This window comes from Algoriphagus aquimarinus, assembly GCF_900112005.1.
GTDB classification, from domain to species: domain Bacteria; phylum Bacteroidota; class Bacteroidia; order Cytophagales; family Cyclobacteriaceae; genus Algoriphagus; species Algoriphagus aquimarinus.
Map to the genome: position 1 here is coordinate 233,588 of NZ_FOKK01000006.1, position 20,497 is coordinate 254,084.

General features: G+C 40.5%; 16 protein-coding genes. 9 read left to right on the top strand and 7 right to left on the bottom strand.

Annotated elements, in window-relative coordinates; all coding sequences use genetic code 11:
• Nucleotides 1-49 precede the first annotated feature (49 nt).
• Complete coding sequence (locus BM291_RS10160) at nt 50-895, top strand: transglutaminase-like domain-containing protein (protein WP_092896939.1); 846 nt, start codon at nt 50-52, stop codon at nt 893-895.
• Here BM291_RS10160 and BM291_RS10165 read toward each other — a convergent pair.
• Both BM291_RS10165 and BM291_RS10170 read right to left on the bottom strand, forming a co-directional pair.
• Nucleotides 889-1,467 (bottom strand): redoxin domain-containing protein, encoded by a 579-nt coding sequence (locus BM291_RS10165; RefSeq protein ID WP_092896941.1) that lies wholly within the window; start codon nt 1,465-1,467, stop codon nt 889-891. The two genes, BM291_RS10160 and BM291_RS10165, sit on opposite strands and share 7 nt — an antisense overlap.
• A complete protein-coding gene (locus BM291_RS10170; protein ID WP_092896943.1) occupies nt 1,468-2,097 on the bottom strand; it encodes a 4'-phosphopantetheinyl transferase family protein in 630 nt (209 codons plus the stop codon). It abuts the gene before it with no gap.
• Between the two features lie 35 nt (nt 2,098-2,132).
• On the opposite strand from BM291_RS10170, the gene BM291_RS10175 reads away from it, so the two are divergent.
• From BM291_RS10175 to BM291_RS10195, 5 genes are read left to right on the top strand one after another with little or no spacing between them, the layout of a single operon-like run.
• Nucleotides 2,133-3,047, top strand: a complete 915-nt coding sequence (locus BM291_RS10175; protein ID WP_092896945.1) for a WD40 repeat domain-containing protein — start codon at nt 2,133-2,135, stop codon at nt 3,045-3,047.
• Nucleotides 3,048-3,050: 3 nt separating this feature from the next.
• Nucleotides 3,051-4,010 (top strand): DivIVA domain-containing protein, encoded by a 960-nt coding sequence (locus BM291_RS10180; RefSeq protein ID WP_092896947.1) that lies wholly within the window; start codon nt 3,051-3,053, stop codon nt 4,008-4,010.
• Nucleotides 4,010-4,375: a dihydroneopterin aldolase gene (gene folB, locus BM291_RS10185; RefSeq protein ID WP_092896950.1), complete on the top strand. Its 366-nt coding sequence runs from the start codon at nt 4,010-4,012 to the stop codon at nt 4,373-4,375. Before BM291_RS10180 ends, folB begins: the two co-directional genes overlap by 1 nt.
• Nucleotides 4,368-5,231, top strand: coding sequence for a ChaN family lipoprotein (locus tag BM291_RS10190; protein ID WP_092896953.1), 864 nt, complete (start codon nt 4,368-4,370; stop codon nt 5,229-5,231). Before folB ends, BM291_RS10190 begins: the two co-directional genes overlap by 8 nt.
• A 2-nt stretch (nt 5,232-5,233) precedes the next feature.
• Nucleotides 5,234-5,689, top strand: coding sequence for a DUF4268 domain-containing protein (locus BM291_RS10195; protein ID WP_092896956.1), 456 nt, complete (start codon nt 5,234-5,236; stop codon nt 5,687-5,689).
• Here the strand turns inward: BM291_RS10195 and BM291_RS10200 are convergent, their stop codons facing one another.
• The 5 genes from BM291_RS10200 to BM291_RS10220 all read right to left on the bottom strand — a co-directional run bounded on the left by BM291_RS10200 (nt 5,690) and on the right by BM291_RS10220 (nt 12,105).
• Nucleotides 5,690-6,616 (bottom strand): dihydrodipicolinate synthase family protein, encoded by a 927-nt coding sequence (locus tag BM291_RS10200; RefSeq protein WP_092896958.1) that lies wholly within the window; start codon nt 6,614-6,616, stop codon nt 5,690-5,692. It lies immediately after the preceding gene.
• 22 nt (nt 6,617-6,638) lie between these two features.
• Nucleotides 6,639-7,640, bottom strand: a complete 1,002-nt coding sequence (locus BM291_RS10205; RefSeq protein WP_092896961.1) for a sialidase family protein — start codon at nt 7,638-7,640, stop codon at nt 6,639-6,641.
• Between the two features lie 61 nt (nt 7,641-7,701).
• Nucleotides 7,702-8,901 (bottom strand): glucuronyl esterase domain-containing protein, encoded by a 1,200-nt coding sequence (locus tag BM291_RS10210; protein WP_092896964.1) that lies wholly within the window; start codon nt 8,899-8,901, stop codon nt 7,702-7,704.
• Nucleotides 8,902-9,127: 226 nt separating this feature from the next.
• Nucleotides 9,128-11,017: a BamA/TamA family outer membrane protein gene (locus BM291_RS10215; RefSeq protein ID WP_092896967.1), complete on the bottom strand. Its 1,890-nt coding sequence runs from the start codon at nt 11,015-11,017 to the stop codon at nt 9,128-9,130.
• An 11-nt stretch (nt 11,018-11,028) separates the two neighbouring features.
• On the bottom strand, nt 11,029-12,105 hold the full coding sequence (locus BM291_RS10220) for a phosphatidylinositol-specific phospholipase C1-like protein (RefSeq protein ID WP_092897101.1): 1,077 nt from the start codon (nt 12,103-12,105) through the stop codon (nt 11,029-11,031).
• 251 nt (nt 12,106-12,356) lie between these two features.
• Here BM291_RS10220 and BM291_RS10225 point away from each other — a divergent pair, with 251 nt between their 5' ends.
• The 3 genes from BM291_RS10225 to BM291_RS10240 all read left to right on the top strand — a co-directional run bounded on the left by BM291_RS10225 (nt 12,357) and on the right by BM291_RS10240 (nt 20,098).
• Nucleotides 12,357-14,174 (top strand): alkaline phosphatase, encoded by a 1,818-nt coding sequence (locus tag BM291_RS10225; RefSeq protein WP_092897103.1) that lies wholly within the window; start codon nt 12,357-12,359, stop codon nt 14,172-14,174.
• A 1,228-nt stretch (nt 14,175-15,402) separates the two neighbouring features.
• A complete protein-coding gene (locus tag BM291_RS10235) occupies nt 15,403-18,513 on the top strand; it encodes a SusC/RagA family TonB-linked outer membrane protein (RefSeq protein ID WP_092897105.1) in 3,111 nt (1,036 codons plus the stop codon).
• 28 nt (nt 18,514-18,541) lie between these two features.
• Nucleotides 18,542-20,098: a RagB/SusD family nutrient uptake outer membrane protein gene (locus tag BM291_RS10240; RefSeq protein ID WP_092896973.1), complete on the top strand. Its 1,557-nt coding sequence runs from the start codon at nt 18,542-18,544 to the stop codon at nt 20,096-20,098.
• The last annotated feature ends 399 nt before the right edge of the window (nt 20,099-20,497 follow it).

The window sequence follows — 20,497 nt, forward strand, 5'->3', positions numbered from 1 at the left end:
TTAGTATCTTATTTTACAGTTTTACCCCATTATCGGTAGCCTTTTGACTATGAGTGAATTGACAGATGGAGAATTAAACGCCTTAGTTTCCTTATTGGATGATACCGATAGTGAAGTGAGAATGCATGTACGGGATCGAATTACTTCTCTTGGAAATGAGATTATTCCATTTTTGGAAAAAAAGTGGGAGAGTAGCTTTAACCCTGATATACAAAAAGAGATAGAGGATCTGGTGCACGAGCTCCAGTTTTCTCTTCTTAAAGCACGATTGAGAGACTGGAGAGATACGGATGACCGAGACCTGCTCACGGGGCTATGGATCATCAATACCTACCAATATCCTGATTTGGAATACTCCAAACTGAATGCTGAAATGCATCAGATTTACTTCGATGTATGGACTGCTTTCAAAAATGATTTGACTCCTTACGAGCAGGTGCGGGCCATCAACAATGTCTTGTATAATACGCTTCGATTCTCAGCAAATACCAAGAATTTTCATTCCCCTGCTAATAGCATGCTCTCGTCTGTGCTGGATTCCAAGCGTGGAAATCCACTGACATTATGTTCTATTTATTTGCTCGTAGCCAAAAAACTTGGGTTGCCGATTTACGGTGTGAATCTTCCAAATCTCTTTGTACTTACCTATAAATCAGCCGACGTCACTTTCTACATCAATGCTTTTAATAAGGGTTTGATATTCAGTAGAAAAGATATTTTTAACTACTTGGAGCAACTGAAGATCGATCCCAAGGAGGATTACTTTGAGCCATGTGCTCATCTTCAGATTATGCTGCGGATGTTTAGGAATCTGGAAAACTCCTTCGAGAAACTAGGGGAATCCGATAAAGTGCAAGAAATTCAGGAGCTTATCAATCTGTTAAATGCTCAATAGGTACGTAGGTTACAGCCTACAGCTCTAGCTTGCCCTGGACTTGGCGCTTCGCCTTTCAGTAAAGAGTCCATAGCCCTGTCTAGATGTTTTGCGGATACGGCAGTTTCGGCCTGAGGATTATTATCAATTGCACCCCTATAGCTAATTGTGTTTCCAGTCGAACCAGGAGTAATCAGAACTACTTCAGGGATTTTGGTGATTTTGTAGAATTTGCTGAGCGTTTGATTTTCATCTATCAAGTAGGGCATATTGATGTCCGATTGATCAATGTAGTTTCGGAGCGTGGTTTTATCTTCTTCACTCCCGCTGACCTCAGGATTCACAAGTATAAAAGTAAAACCTTGACTTTGGTATTTGCTGCGCAAAGCAATCAATCGAGCTTCATATAGTTTGGCAAAAGGACATGCCAAACTATGGAAGATCAGTACTAAGCCTTTGCCTTTCACCTGAGACTGAATATTGATGGCTTTGCCCGTGACTGCATCAGTTAGATTTATTCCTTCTAGACCTTGAGCTGAAAGAGATACAGAAGTGAAAAGCAGAAAGAGGAATACTAAGCTTAATTTTTTCATTTACCAGATAGTGTAAGTGAGCACAACATCCGAGATCACCCGAACTTGTACTGTGTAATGATGATCCGTAAAGTCCGTACCTCGGATCTTACCTTTGATGATTCCAGTCTTCGAGTCAAATGGTTCTAAAAGGATGTTCTCCCTGAAGGATACGCCTCTTTTCCCCTGACACTTAAAGATAGATTCTTTTGCCGACCAAGCCATCGTGTAATCAAGTGGGTCTTTTGCTAGAAAATCTAATTCTGACTGGTCCAGAAACCGGAATCCAATTCTCAGTATTTTTTCCCGGATCAAGTCCATATCTATTCCGACTGGATTGTCGCGATGATAAATTGCCCCTGCATAGCCCATCGTGTGCGATAGTGACATGTAGCCATGCCCGTTCATCGTTTGAGATTTACCATGTTCATCTTTGAAAAAACCTGGATAAGGAACGTGCAATACATCCAAAGCATCCCGGATTGCCATGCGGGCAGTAGCCCATTCTCGCTTTTTTTCCTGATGAGAAATATTGGCGTAGGATAGTTTTTCACGAAAGCTCAGGAAATCCAGCTCATTTTCATCCTGAGTTTCGATAATCTTGATAGCTAAAGCCGAGGAAGAATCTATTTTTTCTATTTTTGTTTGCATAGGCCAGAAGGGCACCGAAAGTCTCCGTCCAATATATGTCAAAAATAGAAGTTAATAAATTACAAACACTAACAGGGCACAATGACTGCATTTATGCGTTGACTGAAGGTTGTGATCCCAGATATTTTTATACCGGAGCCGGAGATGGAATGGTGGTGGAGTGGGATTTGGATCATCCCAAAGATGGTAAGTTGATCGCCAGACTTCCGCACTCAGTGTATGCCTTGTCGGTAGATTTTAGCAGAAACCTGCTTTTTATCGGGCATAATTTTGAAGGCATCCATGTCATCGACCTGAATGAAAGCAAGGAAGTGTGGTCACTTAAGTTGACTGATCAGGCAATCTTTGATATCAAAATATTCGGCGATGAAGCCTATATTGGTACAGGAGATGGGGTATTGATCGTGGTGGATATCAATTCCAAAACGATTAAAAAACATATCAAGCTGAGCACGAAGAGTATTCGAGTTATGTCTTTGGCTAAAGACAAACGTCAGCTGGCTGTGGGCTTGAGTGATCATACCGTGAAGGTTCTTGATTTATCAAACGATTTTCATCCTGTTGCCAATTTGACTGGACATACCAACTCAGTTTTCGCACTTTCTTATTCCCCAGATGAATCAATTTTGGTGAGCGCTGGAAGGGATGCACGATTAAAATTTTGGGAAACTGATAGCTATTCCTTACAAGAGAACATTGTGGCACATATGTATGCCATTAATTATTTATATTTCAAGGAGGACGGGAATCTCCTAGTCACCTGCTCTATGGACAAATCGATAAAGATTTGGGATGCAGGTGAGAAAAAACTCCTCAAGGTCATCGACAAAGCAAGAAATGCAGGCCACGGTACTTCAATTAACAAGGTAATTTGGAGTAGCTATCAAGGCAACGTTATTTCCGTGTCAGACGACCGTACTATTTCTATTTGGCAAATTGAAGCGAATTAACACATGAAGATCACACCAGCAGCCATTCGGCAAAAAACCTTTGAAGTTGGATTCAGAGGATATGAGAAAAAAGAAGTTACCCTATTTTTGGATGAAATCTCTGAAGTAGTCGATCAGCTTCACAAAGAAAATATGGAGCTTAAGACTAAGCTTCAAAATACAGAAGCGGAGGCAAAGCGCTTGAAGGATGTGGAGGACTCACTTTTTCGTACACTGAAAACAGCAGAGGATACTGGTGCAGCGATCATTGTGGAAGCTAACGAAGCGGCTGATTTGATCATCGCAGATGCAAATGAGATCGCAGCAAATGCTACCAGACATTTAGACCAGATGGTAGCCGATTCTAGAAGACAGACCGAAGAGCAGGCTGCAGCACTTATAAATGCTGCTGAGACCAAAGCAAAAGAAACTATCGTAGAGTTGCGAGAAAGCATGCAGGGCTTGGTGCGTTCGTATGAAGGGCTAGCTGAGCAAAGAGAATCTATGGTGAAAAGCCTGAGAAGAATTGCACAGGATACCGCCAATCAAATCGATCTTTCAGAAGCGCATTTTTCCAGAATAGATGCCAAAGCACATGCGCGTGCTATAGATGAATTGAGTAGATCTCAGACTTTTACTTTTGGTAATTTGGAGAATCTTGGATATGAAGAAGAGATAATAGAGGAGGAAATCGAAGAGAATCCAATGGCTGAGATGGAAGTTATCGAAGAGGACTTAGAACTTGAAGAGCATGATTCTACGCCTGATTTGGAAATGGAAATCAATGAAGAGGAAATAGAGGAGCTAGAATTAGAAGACACCAAGATGCAACTGGAAGATGAGGCTCTTGAGGAGGATATAGAAGAATTGGAAGAGGTGAAGCAAAAGCCAATTGTGGAGGAATTAAAGCCGCAAGCTTCCCCTCAAAAACCTACGGAAGATCCGAAGAACCAATCGGGATCATTTTTTGACCAATTTGACTAATGGGAAAAGTAAGTCTCGAAGGGATTGAATTTCATGCGTATCACGGTGCCTATCCAGAGGAATCTATCTTAGGGAATCGCTTCACGTTGGATCTTGAACTGGAAACAAATTTTCGCCAGGCGATGCTTCATGATGATCTCAGTGCGACGGTGGATTATTCCAAGTTGTACAAACTGATCAAAGCCAGAATGGATGTAAAGGTGAAGCTTCTGGAGCATCTAGGTCATATGATCGTGACAGATATTCTGGAAGCATATCCCAAAACCACCAAAATTAGATTAACGCTCAAAAAGCATCACCCCGCACTCGGTGGGTTAGTAAGTTTCTCCTCCGTGCAAATTCAATATCCTGAAGATTATGCGTAATTATTTCTTGGCTGTCCTACTGGTGCTGTGTTCTATAGGAACACTTAAAGCACAAGGCGAAGCCTATCAGTTTTTTACTAGCAAAGGCAAAAAAGTAGATCTCCAACAAGTGCTGAAAGAAGCGGCAAAAGCAGATGCTGTTTTCTTCGGAGAACTTCATAATAACAGCGTGGGTCATTGGTTGCAGTTGCAAGTACTGAAAGGATTGCAGGCGGAAAACTCAGATCTTGTCGTGGGGTCAGAGATTTTTGAGCGTGAAGATCAGCTGAACTTGGACCAATGGTTTGCCGGTCAAATAACAGAAAGTAACTTCGAAGCAGAAGCTAATCTTTGGAAGAATTATAATACTGATTACCGTCCTGTGTTGCGCTACGCGAAAGAGAAAGGACTGAGATTTATAGCAACGAATGTTCCGCGGAAATATGCTTCTCTAGTCAGTAAGGCAGGCTTAGCAGGTTTGGATTCTCTTTCACCAGAGGCTAAAAGGTACTTTGCGAAGCTCCCAATGGAAGTGGATATGAGCATGCCAGGATATGTGGCGATGAAGGATATGATGCATGGTGCGCCAGGGAATCCAGATTTGATGATTCAAGCGCAGGCATTGAAAGACGCAACCATGGCCGAGTCACTTTTTGAACCTCTGTCCAAGGGTAAGAAGGTTTATCATATCAATGGATCTTATCATTCCAAAGATGGAGAGGGGATACTTTGGTACCTGAAAAAGGAGTTTCCTGCTATTAAGATTTTCAATATTCACATGGTGACTCAAGATCAGATTGACAAGCTGGAAGATGCGAATGCAACTTCTGGGGAGATTATTCTTGTCCTACCAAGCGACAGTCATACCACCTATTAGTCTTGTACAGCAAAGCTGAAACATCGAGAATCCGTTCGGAGTTTTGGATTGCTTTCGGGCAATACATGAAGCCAATTCCGAATGCAGAGGGAAGAAGGATAAATTGGCCTAACTACAAGACGGGAGTTCGAAACATTTATTTTAGGATGAAGGCCGAGCGTGACTTTGCTTCTATAGGAATTGAATTAGGTCATCCCGATGAAGAGTTGCAGGAACTGTACTTTGATCAGTTTGGGCAACTTCGAAAGATCTTGGAGTCAACTCTAGGAGAGGAATGGAGCTGGAAACTACATCAGATCAATGAATTTGGGCAGACGGTCTCTAGGATAGAGAAAATATTGCCAGCAGTAAATGTGATGAATGAGATGGATTGGCCAGAAATTATTTCCTTTCTCAAACCAAGAATTATAGCCTTGGATGAGTTTTGGGAAATGGTGAAACCGGGCTTTGAAAGCTAATTAAAGTACTGAAGTCACTCTCGCTAAGACCGCATCATACTTATCTTTGAGACTTGTTTTTTCGTTCTCACTATATGGAAAAAGTGGCAAAGCTAAAATGCCCTTGCACAATCCTGAAAATGACATGGAAGCCTTGAGTCCTTTAAGGTAATTCGATTTGTAGGTGCCATGACCGTATAGATTCTTACTCAGAAATAAAACTGTCACCTGTAGCGCTTCAACCTGTTCATAGTTTTTTGCCAGAATGGCTTCATAAAGCTTGACATACAACTCCGGGAATAAATTGGCTCCTCCAGCTACAGCGCCATGCCCGCCCATATTCATCGTTTCTACCAGATATTCTTCGGGGCCTACGAGTATGGTGAAATCGGGTTTTTCTTTAAATAAATCGCACAAAGACTCGAAATACGATAGATCTCCCGAACTGTCTTTGATGCCAATGATATTGGGGTGCTCAGCCAGAATTGCCACGGAACTGAGCTCTATAGCCATCCCTGTGTGGGATGGCATATTATAGAGCAGAAGAGGTAACTCAACTCTGTCAGCCAGTTTTTGGTAATAATTAACCAATTCTTCTTGGCCTATATTCATGTAGAATGGCGACGTAGCTACCACAGCGCTTGCGCCTGAATCCAAGGCTTTTGCTGCTAGATTTAGGCTTTCATTGAAGGAGCAGTCAGTGATCCCTACAAGAACAGGGATTTGGCCATCAACCTTGGCGCAGGTCATAGAAATCAGCTCATGTTTTACGATGGAGTTTAGACTAGCAAACTCTCCCGTAGTCCCAAGAATAAAGATCCCAAGAACACCAGCAGAAATAGTATGCTCTAGAATTTTGATCAAACTGGTATGATCAAGCGTGAAATCTTCGTGAATAGGAGTAATCAATGGCGGGATAATTCCGCGCAAGGGTTTGGGAAAAGACATGGCTAGGTTTGAAGAAGAGTGGTTATTCCAGGTTTAAGGAAACGTATTTTATTTTCTCCCTATTATAAGTGTAGGTCATGTGAACTGAGCCATCCTTCGCCTGAATGATAGCTGGGTAACTGAACTCACCTTTAGGTTGATCTTCTAATACATATAGCTCTTCCCACTTTACTCCGTCCATGGACATCATTAGAGAGAGCTTGTTTCTGCCTTTTTTAATAGGATTGCAAAGCAATAATTGTACACCACTTTTTAAGGTGACTGCGTCTATGCCTGAATTGTTATGAACCAATCCTGTGGATTCTACAGTAGACCAAGTTTTACCATTATCTGAGGACCAGGTTGTTCCGATCACATCTTCTTGAGTTCGGGCAAGCATTTGGAGTTTTCCATTTGGATAAGTTAATATCGTTGGCTGAATTGCATGAAAAGCGCCGTTGTCGATTTCAATTTTCTTCCAATTTGTGATATCAGAGGTAGTAGTTTCCACATGCATGCTCCATATGCCATTTGTTTCGAAGCTACTTGGATGTAGCAGTGTTCCGTCCGACAAAGTGACGGCTTTGTTTTTTACAGGACCCAGCATTCCTGGGGGGATTTGAATGGCTTTAGACCAGGTCTTCCCTCCGTTATCTGAAGTTTTGTATAGTCCCCACCATTCTTTGGGATTTGGACCTTCCTTGTAGAAAAGTACGAGTTGTCCATTTGGGTTCTGATATAGAACCGGGTTCCAAGTAGGATTTCGGAAGTCTTTATTTTCTATTCCGTCAGCCACCATTTTGGGAGTAGACCAAGTTCCTTTGTCTAAAAGAGATGTATAAATACTAACGTCTGGATGTCTTTCGTAACTCCCACCAAACCAGGAAGCCATTATTCCTCGGTCTGTCTCCACTAAAGTAGACGCATGGCAGGATGGGTAAGGAGCTTCTTCGTAGATGAAGCCAGAGCTTAGGATTTTCACATTCGGTTTTTCTGTTTTAGGGAAAAAGCTGAAGAGAGATAAAATGAAAAGTAAGGTTTTCATGGGCTAATTATGGGTTTGATTAGATAAGTTACTATTTAGAAAAAGAGATGGTGTCCGGTGCTTACCTGATTTGCTTCCACTGAATTTCAGCAAAATCTATAAAATTTTTCCAATCCTCCCAGGTTAAATTATGCTTGCCGTCACGGATATGATAGCCGGCAAAAGGTTGAATTATGGGGGAAGCGATTTCTTCGAAAGCTAGAGGGAAAGTTACTTCCTGCTGATAGATTTCAGAATATACCCGAGATCCCAATTGCATGGATATATACTCGCCTTTTGGGTCTGCCCATTGATCTCCTCTAGCACTGGCAAAGTACAGCGCACGTGGTGCAATAAGCGCGGCTAGCATGTGCTGATCGACAGGTAGAGTTTCCTCTTGAGCGTTGTATGCTTTAAAATTATCTGCAAACCAATGAGGAAAACTGCTGTTGATTACAGCTACAGTTTCTCCGTATTTTCTTCTGGAAATAGCAGCGCCGCCACAGCCTGATTCATTTGAATAAACTACAGACCAGCGTGGGTCATTTGCGCCAGCCCAAAGGGCAGTTTTCCCAGATCTAGAGTGGCCGATTAGGGCAGATTTTCTGGTGTTATAGAGTGGGTCTTGCTCAAAATAATCCATTGCTCGCATCGCTGCCCAAGCCCAAGCTCCGAAAGTCCTCATCCCATCTGCCTTGCCTAGCTCTTCGGGATAAAGTGTGGTTAGAATCCCTTCTGAGAATCTTTCGGCGTCATCTGGAGCAACAGTTTCACCATGAAAGGAAGCGGTAGCATAGCCACGATCGATCAACTCTGAAACTGACCAATAACCTTCCTCTACTAGGCCTACTTCTTCATTTTCGGCTCGGTGATTGACAAGAAAGAAAATTGGGAATGGGCCATCTCCATTCTTGGGTAGAAAAACGTTCAGGCGCATCGTGTGCGATTTTCCTTTTCTGGAAACGGTTATGTTCACTTCTTTCAATAAGGCTTTTTCCGGATAGGGGTTTTGACCTTCCTGAACTTCTGAAAATGAAATCTGATCAAAATCAGTTGGTACATTACCATAGACATATTCTCTGAAAAGATCCAGAATCTCTGGTCTTCGAATCTCCTCCCAATCTTGCTGCGTGCTGATAAGCTTACCTCTCAGACTTACAAAAGGATCTGGAAGTGTAATGTCAGGAACCTTGCTTTCGTCGTAATTAGCGTTGTGCTGAGCCATGGAAAATGAATAGTTGACTAATAAGATGAAAAGAATCAGATTGGTTTTAAATGCCATGTATAGGAAATGATGTGAATTCTAAGAATTTGGAATAAGTAAGAGTAATTTATTAAAAACTAATGAATTACTACCTTTTGCCAAAGTATATGAGTTTGAATAAGGTGTATTCCCTAATAAATCGACATTTCCTGAAATTAGAATACACGCCCTTTCACTCTCTTTTCTATAGAAGAAATAGTTAGGAAGTAAAGATGCTGGGATAGCTATGAATGAGCTGATGCACTCAATTATAATTGATCAAATCTGGTGCAGATACATAGATATCTGATTTTCTGAATCTCAGATTTTTCCTGAAGCTAAAGGCGAATTTGGACTTCCCTTCGTCGTCAGTAGGGATATAAGTTCCTTTTATTTCCATCGTTCCGAAGATGAGGTTTTCATTTCGAACGCGCATCCCAAGGCTGATTCCTGTGAAGTTTTGGTATTGATTTTCGCAACTTGGGCATTTTAATTTCGCCCAATAAAAGGAAGTGAACGGAGCTACTCTAAATCCTACCAGGGACCAAGGAGTAAAAAGGCTCGATTCAAAGCCTAAAGAGTATCTTTTGGTAGCATCCACTTCTTCTACGCGTAATCCAGGGATAGTATTGCCTTGGATAGTCAGCCAATCATTGGTTACTCTGTCAAACAATTTTGTGTAGAAAGCAGAAGCGGAATTTCTGATCTTGTATTTGCCTATCGAGAACGCTTGAGTATAGAATGTACCTCCTGCTTGTAGTACGCCATCTTCCCAGTTACCACTGCGGAAATAACTAGCTGCATTCAGGGTCAATTCGTAGAAGCTTCCGCTTTTAGAAGCGCCTTTATAGTTGAAATTAACTCCTGCGTAAGGCCTAGAAATCGAAATGGTATTGATGTATCCTACAGTAGTGGAAAGGTTGTAACCAAAAGGAATGTCTTCCGTCCGTCCGAAACCATAGACATATTGAGTTTTAAAGAAGTCTTGTTGATAAAGGCTGAACTCTGCCAAAATTCCCTTACTGTCATGATACCTGCGCTCATCCATCACTTCCTCTTGTTCGGGCTGATTTACAAAATCTCCATCATACAAGCGTACAGCAAGAAATTCCCTTCGTCTATCCTTAAAGGTTTTCTCTGAACCGAAATTGTAGCCGGTCCATACATCCATGATATTGTACTTGTAATCGAGAAAGGAGGAATCAGGTTTTGACCTTACGTTTCTTGACCAATTCTGGCTCCAGCTGGCACCACCCGCCATTTTGGAATAGGGAGAAACTAATGGTCTTTCCAGCATGATTCCGGTAGAATATTCTATTTCCTCCCCTTGACTTACCCCTGAATTCAGCTGTGTATAGTAGACCATAAAATCAGCTAAACTTCCAATCAAACTACTTTTAGAATATGCCATTCCTACGCCTGTCTTCGGGCTTCGGTCAAGGTCATATAGAATGTCCAATTCGAAACCTTGAGCCCTTCCATCTACATTGGCATCATAAACTTTGAAAAGTGGCGCAGTAGGAATGCTTCCTCCCACAGATCCACCTATACTGAAAATGTCACGTGTGATCACGGTAAGATCCACAGAGTCCGTTCCATCTACAGGTGTGACTATTATCCGACTTTCAAGAATAAACGGTTGATCTCTCAGGAATCGCTCATTATCTCCGAGTTTGTATGGGTTTAACCGTCTATTTGGTTTGATAAATAGGTGTTGTCGGATGGTTTTTTCTCGTGTATTTGTATGGAGATTATTAGCAATTCTACCTACTTTTTGGACTATTGGCTTCTGACGTCCATAGATAGAAAATTCAAACCCAATGGTTTCAACCTCAATATTTCGGATGATCATCCCTGCATAAGGAAGAAATTTTTCCTCTGCTTTTTCTACCAGTACGGTGTCCCTATTAGACCTGGTAATAAAATCCATACCTTTTTCCAGCGCCTTTTGAGTGATCGATACTTTTGACGAGTCATTCGCATCTTGGGCAAAAAGATCCACCCTAATACAAAGGAGTACACATAGTAGAAAAAAGGCTCTGTTCGTAGAGTAAGGCACTATTTCAGGAATTAATTCGAATTGAAGAATTGTAAATCTACTTGCAAATGCTGGTAGCCAAGAGGTAGCATTTATTCTGCCATTCTTACTAATCAATTGGAGGCCTTCTAATTTTTGATCAAAATCGGGTTTGATCTTTCGTACACGTTTTCTTCGAAATTGACTCTGTAATTAGATTTGAAGAAAGTCGAAGTATTGTAGTAATCTGTAGAAATCACCTGCGCGCCAGAAGCTTTGGCTTTTTCGAAGGTGGAATAATCTTCCATTCTTGCCTCTTTTGTATCTGAATCTGCGCGAGTCCGGATCATGTACCCTTTTTTCACGAGATCTCTGATGTATGCTTCATCTTTTACTGGGTTATTGATGATTCGGAACCCAGCAGTGGAATTACCTTCCTTTTTATTGACAAAGAGCACTGCGTTCTTAAGCTCCGGCTTTGCACTCAAGTACCTGTCTGTTTTTTCCTCATTTTCATCCAAAACAAATAGAAATTTCCCTCTTGCGTCATTCATTTTTGGCCAATTTCCAGCCAGTACAGCTGTTTCCAGATCAGCGTATTTGCCTTTCACTTGATCGGGTGTGATCAGGTGATCCATTCCCAAATGCGTCCTAATTTCTATGTCTATACTGTCCAAAGCTGATGCAGTAAAGGGTAAAGTAGGTCTGGTGCCTGGGATATTATCATCTTTTGCATTGATCAGAATGAAAACAGGTGAGTGGTCTGGATGAGCTTCACTCCAAGTTTTGAGTGCTTTCAGCGCGTCTGCAAATAGGAGGTGATGAGACTGAAAATCCAGGTCCTGTACGTGAAAAAGCTTCATTCCTGGCTTGGAAAGTGAGTTAGTTGGATCATAGTCAGGAATGTTTCCCTCACTGCTTTTGATGATTTCAATTCCTTTTGGATTGGAATATCTTCCTCCTACTGGATCGTGAAATACATCTAATTCGAGATTTCTCAATCCTAAATCAAGTTGCTCCTCCAGTGGGATATGGGCATATTCTAAACTTTTCGAGGCAGAGAGATTTACCTTGGATAAAAAGGCCAGCAGTTCAGGAGAAATCTGGCTTTTGTAGCTATTGTGACTTCCTATGACTTGAATTTGGTTGAGCTTGAGATTCTGCGCAGAAAGCGTAAAGGAAGAGAAAGTGCTAAATGCAAACAGGATTAATATGTATTGTTTCATGAGTTTCAATTCAACTGGCAATATTCGCCTATTTTCAGTGGATTTCTATTAAATCTATGCTTGCTTTTCTTTTGCATTAGTAGCCGCTTATAAAGATGAGGATAGAGTAAGGATCTTGAAATCAGTTTTGTGCTAAAAAATTCCAATTAGAGATTAAGCTTTGTTGTCGTACTGTTTTATGAATTTGTTAAGCCTTAGCTTTTTGAACTTAATGGAGCAGTGAAATAGTGATGAATATTCTATTTTTAGAAATGCATAAATTCATTTCAAGCCTTTTGGTCTTTATTCTGATTGCTGTAGGTCAAGTTTCGGCACAGAATTCCAAAGATTTTCAAATCCACTCCCACAATGATTACTTGCAAACTGTTCCTTTTTGGACAGCCTATTCTGCTGGAGCATCCTCTATAGAAGTAGACTTGATCTTAAAGGATGGTAAACTGATGGCAGCACATGAAGTAGCTAGCATCGATCCAAAGCGAACCATTGAAAGTTTGTATCTGGATCCGATTTCAGAGGGGATCAAAAGTGGGGTGATTTCATCGATCAACTTCCATCTATTGGTTGATTTGAAAACCGAGGCTTATTCCACCTTGAAAGTGCTAGAGGAAAGTATGAAAGATTATGAGGATGTTCTTTATAGCTCAGGTAATCCCAATGGATTTAAATTGATTATTTCAGGAAACAGGCCAAAAGCCGAGGATTATAAAAATTATCCGGAATGGATGCTATTTGATTACCAAAGTAAGGAGTTGACGACCGATCTGCCTTGGAATAAAATTGGGATGGTGAGTTTGAGTTTTCGCCAATTTTCTATTTGGAATGGAAAAGGTAGGATGGTAGAGGGGCAACGTGCAAATCTTCAAGAGTTTATTGATTTGGTTCATAGTTTTGATAAGCCGGTTCGTTTTTGGGGTTCTCCAGATAGTAAATCTGCCTGGAAGGCATTTCATGAAATGGGGGAGGATTATATCAATACTGATCACCCCATCGAGGCAGCAGCTTATCTGAATAAGTTGGGTGAAAATGTCTATCAAAACACTTCAATTCATGAGGTTTACCAGCCGACTTTTGAAGGCGACGGAGCTGAAGTTCCCGTTGACAATGTGATTCTGATGATTGGAGATGGCAATGGATTGACGCAGATAGCCTCTGCTTTGTTTTCCAACGGCAATCAGCTCAATCTAACTCAGTTGAAAAACATGGGCTTAATCAAAACTCAGGCTGCAGATGATTTTACCACTGATTCAGCTGCCGGAGCCACTGCCTATGCGACGGGAGAGAAAACAAATAACCGTGCGCTAGGCGTTGATTCGAAAGGGAATTCTTTGCCAAATCTTCCAGATCTTCTTCATGGATATGGGTTTTCAAGTGGGATTATTACCACCGATCAATTGACGGGAGCAACTCCGGCATCTTTCTATGCACATCATCCTGAGCGTGATGATTCTGATCAGATCGCAGCTTATTTATCAACAAGTAAATTGGATCTTTTCATCGGTGGAGGCGGAGATTCTTTTCAATCCCAACTGGCAAACCTTGAAAGTGCAGGATTTACGCTTGTAGAAAGCTTAGGACAGCCTGAGGAGGATCGTGTTGGGTATTTTGCAGCAAAGGGATCTCTACCTAAAAAGTTGGATGGGAGAGGCGATTATTTGCTACAGAGCACAGCGTACGCACTTGAGTTTTTTGATCATAAAAATGCTCCTTTTTTCCTAATGGTAGAGGCAGCGAATATTGATTCGGGTGGACATGCCAATAGTACTTCAACGATCGTATCGGAGATGTTGGATTTTGATGAGGTAATCGGGAAATTGATTCAGTATGTGGATGCCAACCCAAATACCTTATTAATCATCACTGCGGATCACGAAACTGGTGGAGTGTCCATTCCACAGGGAGATATAACCTCAGCAACTGTAGAATTGGCTTATCACAGCGATGATCATACGGGTTTAATGGTTCCAGTATTTGCTTATGGAGCTCATTCAGGTGACTTCAGAGGGGTGTATGAGAACTCGGCAGTGTTTCACAAGATCATGAACTTGGTAAAACAATATCACCAGAAATAACTCAAGTTTTATCGTCTTCCTGCGATAGTAAAAGGAAGCATAAAGAGGTTTCGTACAAAGTCAAAAGAGAGGTCTATAGCAAAGCCCAGTAGCCTAAAAGGAAGTAAAATCAACCAAAATATTGGGTAGAGAAGTAGGCCTATAAGTGCTAATGGCCAGCAAAGCACGAATAGGATACACCAGAGTAGGAAGCTAATCATCTTAATTTTTTTTTAGCACTAACTTCAATACCTGTTCCAAATTCAGAAATAGTCATTCAAGGGCCATCTATGGCTAATAGTAATGATTTGCTGTATCGATACCGTACACGAATACTTGTATATCGGACAATTTGTGTGACATAAAGCTGTTGTCATCATTGAACATTCCGATGCAACTTTTTTAATAAATGTAGAGCTGTCTTTAATGGTGATTTCAGATATAAAGATTTAGCGAAGTTAGTCCTTAAGGCCTAATTTAAGGGCGGATACCTTTTGTAAAAAATTCTATAAGCACTGTCTTAAAGATCAATATTTTCTCTAAATTGGTGTAAAGAGAAATGGGGGTCTCCTTTAGATATTTAATGTTTAATTACTAGGAGAAATGAGTTTTTGCCAAATATTCTTTTTAAAGTTGAAGTGAATCTTGTTTATACAAGATAGTTAGTATCAAGTTGTTTCTTTAGGTTGTCTAAATATTGGTGTTAATCTGCTTTTTATTATATATGAAATTCAAATAGTAAAATTAAAATACGATTGTTCAGTGTTTGTAGTAGAGTTTGGTTGAGAAAAATTGTTTTGTAACCAGTTGAATTTTAGTTGTTTGATTCTTTTAATTGGTGGGTAGTATTTTGTGTCTGAGGAATAAAGGCGATTACATAGCTTGTTAAGTATAACGGCTGTAGTGAATAGTAATGAATTTTTAATTGATTGTTAACCTAAGATAGATTGCTAATGATATACTCAAAAAAAGCCTTTGTAAGGAGCAGTTGATATTTCAGGGAATTCCTCGCTGCACAGTATCCGTACGCCTATATAATTTTTAAATAGTAGGCGAATTTTCTAGTCAATAGTACAAATAAACCTCTTAAATCATGAAAATATATTTACATAGACGACTCCTATGGGTGTCTAAAAGAATCCTGTATGGATTCTTATTTCAACTGATTATTTGTTCGCAGCTTTTTGCAAATTCTGAGCAAAATCTTCAGAAGAATTATCAAGTGCAAAATCAACCTGGTATTGAAAATATGTCCGCTGGAGATATTCTTAATGAAGGAAGGCTCTCTCTAGACCTTGCAGCGGATGTAACCGTGACTGGTAAAGTTGTAGATGAGACAGGGCTACCTCTACCAGGTGCAACGGTTTCAGTAGCAGGAACTACTTCAGGAACAATCACTGACGTAGATGGAAAATTCTCTATCACAGTATCAGAAAATGCGGAGTTGATTTTCTCCTACATTGGATATGATCCGCAGCGAGTAGCTGTTGGAAATCGAACTGTCATAAATATTACATTACGGCCTGATGCCACGGCTTTGGATGAAGTAATTGTAATTGGATACGGAACGGCCAAACGAAGTGATTTGACGGGATCTGTAGGTTCCGTTGATGCTGAAGCGCTTAGAGAGCGTCCAGCCTCCTCCTTAAATCAAGCTTTGGCAGGTAGAGTTTCTGGCGTACAAGTGAATAGTAACTCGGGACGACCAGGAGGAAGAACCACGGTTAGAATCAGAGGATTCAGTTCAATTAACTCGTCCAATAATCCACTTTATGTAATCGATGGTGTGCAAATGCCAATGGGTACTTTAGATCAGCAAAGTAGTGCAATCGATTACATCAACCCTAATGATATCGTGTCGGTGGAAGTGTTGAAAGACGCGTCATCTACTGCGATCTATGGTTCCAGAGGAGCTAACGGGGTTATCCTTATTACTACCAAGAAGGGTAAGTCGGGAGAAGGTAGCGTGACTTATAATGTGGATTTGAGTGTGCCGATTATCGGACCAAACAGACCGGAAGTATTGAATGCAAAGCAATATCTTGCTGTAGAGGATCTGGCATGGGCAAACATGCAGAAATATGATCCACAAGGCTGGGCAGATGGCAAATGGGCATATCTGAATCCTGCTTTAAGAAGAACTGATCCACGCATCTTTGATAGTCAGGGAAATCCTCTTTATGATACAAACTGGCTGGAAGAAACTACGCAAAATAAACTTTCCCAAAATCACCAATTAGGTTTTACAGGCGGAAATGAGCGTACATCTTATTCACTTTCCCTAGGATATAGAGGTGATGAAGGCTTGGTGAAAACCTCCTATCTGAAAAGATATTCAGCTCGATTTACCATAGAAGATCAAGTAAAAACTTGGTTGAAAGTTGGAGGTAGCCTTAGCTATAATAATCAGTCAGAAAATCTAGTCGATGTGTCTGATGCGGTAGCTAGACAAATGGTGGAAGATTTCCCATTCTTACCAGTTAAGTATGAAGATGGGACGTTTGCTAACAACAGAGACTATCCATTCGCTGAAGGAACAATGAGTTCTATGCACCGTCTATATGGAAGAAAGTACATTCTTAACACGCAAACAACGTTGGGAAGCATGTATACAAACATCAAATTTTCTGATGATTTGGAAATGCGAACTGCTTTAGGTGTGAATATTCTTACTCAGGAAAACGATAGATCTGAGACAAGAACCTTGGCAATCGGGCAAAGTGGTACTGCTTCTAGAAGTATGAGAAAAGATGCATTCTGGTCTTTGGAAAATTACTTGACTTACAATAAAGTATTTGCTGAAAGACATGCAGTGACGGGACTTCTTGGTATTTCATGGCAAGAATCTAACTATTCGGCTATGAGTGCAAGTATCCAGAACTTTTCTACTGATTACTTCTTGTACAATAACTTGGGAGCAGGTAGCCAGCTGCCAAGAGTAGGTTCAGGTGCATCTCGTGAAGCTTTGAATTCATATTTTGCCAGAATCAATTACATTTTGGATGATAAATATTTGTTTACTGCAACGGGACGAGCGGATGGTTCTTCCAAATTCGGTGACAATAATAAATACGCCTTTTTCCCTTCTGCGGCTTTGGCTTGGAGAGTTTCTGAAGAAGGATTCCTTAAAGGAAATCAAACCATTTCTAACTTGAAAGTAAGAACTAGTTACGGGTTGACAGGTAACTCTGAGATTCCTCCTTACTCTTCACTTTCACTGTTGAGCTCCAATTATTCAGCTATTTACAATGAAACTCAAGTGGGTGGAACTGGTATCAACAGACTGGCAAACCCAGATTTGAAATGGGAGAAAACTGCTCAGACAGATTTTGGAGTTGAGTTAGGGATGTTTAATAATCGCTTGAATGTAGAAGTTGATCTGTACTATAGAAAAACGACTGACATGCTACTGGATTCACCAGTACCTAGAACAAGTGGATATGCTACCATCAGAAGCAACGTAGGTTCTATGGAGAATAAAGGAATCGAGTTTACCCTTAATTCCGTCAATGTTGATAGAGAGAATTTCAGTTGGAATACTTCATTCAATCTATCACTAAATAGAAACAAGGTGCTTTCTCTAGCTACACCAGCAGATATCTTTGGAGTTGGTGGTCCTAATTTCACTAACCAGACCAACATTATTAGAGTTGGTGAGCCAGTTGGTTCTTTCTGGGGTTTGACACGACTAGGTACTTGGAGTGAAGCTGAGAGAGCTGAAGCTGCGGAATTTGTGAGTTATAGAAATGGACTTACCATTCTTCCTGGAGATATCAAGTATTTGGATGTCAACGGCGACAAAGCAATCAATGATTCGGATAGAATGATCATAGGAAATGGTAGTCCAGATTTCTGGGGAGCTATTTCCAACAGTTTCAAACTATACAATTTTGATCTTACTGTTGAGCTACAATACAGTGTGGGTAATGACGTGTTGGATATGACTCTTCACCCAAGTGAAGACCGTCAAGCACTAGCAAATAGTTACACCTCTGTCTTGAATGCCTGGACTCCAACTAATCAAAACACCATGATTGCGGAAATACGCGATACACGTGCTGGTTACGTGACTAACGTGGATTCTCACTGGGTGAAAGATGGTTCTTTCTTACGAGGCAGAAACCTGCTGTTGGGTTATAACTTCCCTACTAACGTAGCAAACTCCATTAAACTAAACAGATTAAGAGCTTATGCTTCCGCTCAGAATTTCTTCCTATTGACAGGTAAGGATATCAACGGAGATCCAGAAACTTCACCTATACGTGGAGGAAACGGAGACAACGTCTTCTCACAGGGTATGAACTGGCATAGTTATCCTCGACCAACAATTTTCATGTTTGGTATTCAGGTAACTCTTTAATCCTTTTTTACTTAAAGCGATATAACAAATGAAAGATACTATATATAACAGAGCAGGCAGATTGTTCCTAGTTGGAGCAATGGTGGCAGGATTTGTAGGATGTTCGAGCTTTTTGGAAGAACAAGATCCTTCTAATTTGACTCCAGAAAGTTTCTATACTATTCCTGATCACGCGGAAGCAGCACTTGCTGCGGTTTACGCAGACACAAGGTTTATTGGTGGAGACGGAGGGATATTTTCTTCCACTTGGCAATTGTTGGAAGCTCCTACAGGAACTTCAACGACTGAAACAGCCCAGAATTCCGATTTGAATAACCTGTACGGGTTGATCTATGATGGCAGAACTCAACATGTCATAAACTGGTGGAATGGATTGTATAAGGTAATAGCTCAAGCAAATTTGGTTTTGGCAAAAGTACCGGATATTACTCCTATGGATGCTGCCCAGAAGACAAAAGTACTTGGTGAGGCTAGGTTTCTACGGGCTTGGTCTTATTTCTACTTAGTGAGATTGTGGGGAGATGTTCCTTTAGTAGTCTTACCTCAAACTGCAAGTTCAGAGAATTTCAAACCGGCACCTGCTTCTCAGGAAGAAGTATATGCATTGATTTTGGAAGATTTAAAAGCTGCTGAAACAGCTGGACTTCCATGGATGGATAATAGCGGAAGAGCTTCTCTAGCAGCAACCAAATCCATGCTGGCTAAAGTGTATCTGACAATGGCGGGATTTCCTCTAAGCAAAGGAGCATCTCATTATCAAATGGCTGCTGATAAAGCTAAAGAAGTGGTAGATTATGCAAATAACAACCCGCTATCGATCAATTTATTCCCTACTTATACGGCTATTCACGACGAGAAAAATGATAACAAATTGGAGCATATTTTTATGCTACAATACAATGTGATCGTTTCTGGAAATCCTATGAATAATATGTTTCCAAACTTCAAGCCGGTAACATTTGCTGGTCCATCGGGAACAGGTAGCACCGTGCCAACGGAGGATTTCTACAACTCGTATGAGAGTGGAGATATCCGTGCCAAAAATCAGGAAGGTTATTTCTATACTACCTACTATGTAAATGGCAGTGGAGCAGAGTTTGATCTTGGTGCACCATATGTTTTCAAGCACTTCAATAAGCTTGCTCTAGGCACAAAGGATCAACCGGGGAACAGATCAAACAACTTAAATGTACCATTGATCAGATATGCCGAAGTATTATTGACCTATGCAGAAGCTCAGAATGAAGTTTCAGGGCCAAATGCTTTAGCGGTAGAGAGTTTGAAAAAAATTCGTGATAGAGCTGGATTGACTACCCCTGCACTTGGTGGATTTACTGCGGATACATTCAGAGATGCGGTTTTGAGAGAGAGATGGCATGAGCTCTGCTATGAGCAGATTACTTGGTTTGATATGCTTCGCTTACGCAAAGTGTATAATGAGGCAACTAATGGATTCGATCAGTTCGTAGGTCATATCAATCCTAGCTCAAATCAAGCACTGCAGGCTAAGCATTATTTGATGCCTTACCCGCTTCCAGAAATGCAAAACAATCCAAATCTTACTCCACAGAATCCTGGATATTAAGTTGAAATAAAAGTTTGTATGTAATTGAAAATGGCTCCAATTTATTGGAGCCATTTTTTTTTGGATTTATGTTTAAAATTTTAATAGAGAGTAGTTTAGTTGAGTAGCTTTCTTTTTTAATAAAGACTGTACTTCCAACTTTTCTTAAGGGACATGTGACTTTTTCATAAAAATTTAATCTATTGATTTATAGGTGTTTATAATATTTGCAAAAAAATTATACAAATGCCCTATTTTTATTGGTGCATTTGGACTAAATTCAAATAGTCGTGCTAATTGTTTGTTTTATTTTAATTGAAACAAATATTATTTGGTAGATGTTGTTTTTCTTGGACTATTCACATAGTAATGTCCCTGTTTGACAGCATTTCAAGATTCAGCAAGTCTAGCGTAAAATTT

What these genes read in the sequence shown, in the direction of transcription:
- BM291_RS10180 (WP_092896947.1), top strand. Translation starts at nt 3,051, where the DNA reads ATGAAGATCACACCAGCAGCCATTCGGCAAAAAACCTTTGAAGTTGGA.
- BM291_RS10240 (WP_092896973.1), top strand. Translation starts at nt 18,542, where the DNA reads ATGAAAGATACTATATATAACAGAGCAGGCAGATTGTTCCTAGTTGGA.
- BM291_RS10165 (WP_092896941.1), bottom strand. Translation starts at nt 1,467, where the DNA reads ATGAAAAAATTAAGCTTAGTATTCCTCTTTCTGCTTTTCACTTCTGTA.
- BM291_RS10175 (WP_092896945.1), top strand. Translation starts at nt 2,133, where the DNA reads ATGTCAAAAATAGAAGTTAATAAATTACAAACACTAACAGGGCACAAT.
- BM291_RS10210 (WP_092896964.1), bottom strand. Translation starts at nt 8,901, where the DNA reads ATGGCATTTAAAACCAATCTGATTCTTTTCATCTTATTAGTCAACTAT.
- BM291_RS10170 (WP_092896943.1), bottom strand. Translation starts at nt 2,097, where the DNA reads ATGCAAACAAAAATAGAAAAAATAGATTCTTCCTCGGCTTTAGCTATC.
- BM291_RS10160 (WP_092896939.1), top strand. Translation starts at nt 50, where the DNA reads ATGAGTGAATTGACAGATGGAGAATTAAACGCCTTAGTTTCCTTATTG.
- BM291_RS10190 (WP_092896953.1), top strand. Translation starts at nt 4,368, where the DNA reads ATGCGTAATTATTTCTTGGCTGTCCTACTGGTGCTGTGTTCTATAGGA.
- BM291_RS10220 (WP_092897101.1), bottom strand. Translation starts at nt 12,105, where the DNA reads ATGAAACAATACATATTAATCCTGTTTGCATTTAGCACTTTCTCTTCC.
- BM291_RS10225 (WP_092897103.1), top strand. Translation starts at nt 12,357, where the DNA reads ATGCATAAATTCATTTCAAGCCTTTTGGTCTTTATTCTGATTGCTGTA.
- folB (WP_092896950.1), top strand. Translation starts at nt 4,010, where the DNA reads ATGGGAAAAGTAAGTCTCGAAGGGATTGAATTTCATGCGTATCACGGT.
- BM291_RS10235 (WP_092897105.1), top strand. Translation starts at nt 15,403, where the DNA reads ATGTCCGCTGGAGATATTCTTAATGAAGGAAGGCTCTCTCTAGACCTT.
- BM291_RS10205 (WP_092896961.1), bottom strand. Translation starts at nt 7,640, where the DNA reads ATGAAAACCTTACTTTTCATTTTATCTCTCTTCAGCTTTTTCCCTAAA.
- BM291_RS10200 (WP_092896958.1), bottom strand. Translation starts at nt 6,616, where the DNA reads ATGTCTTTTCCCAAACCCTTGCGCGGAATTATCCCGCCATTGATTACT.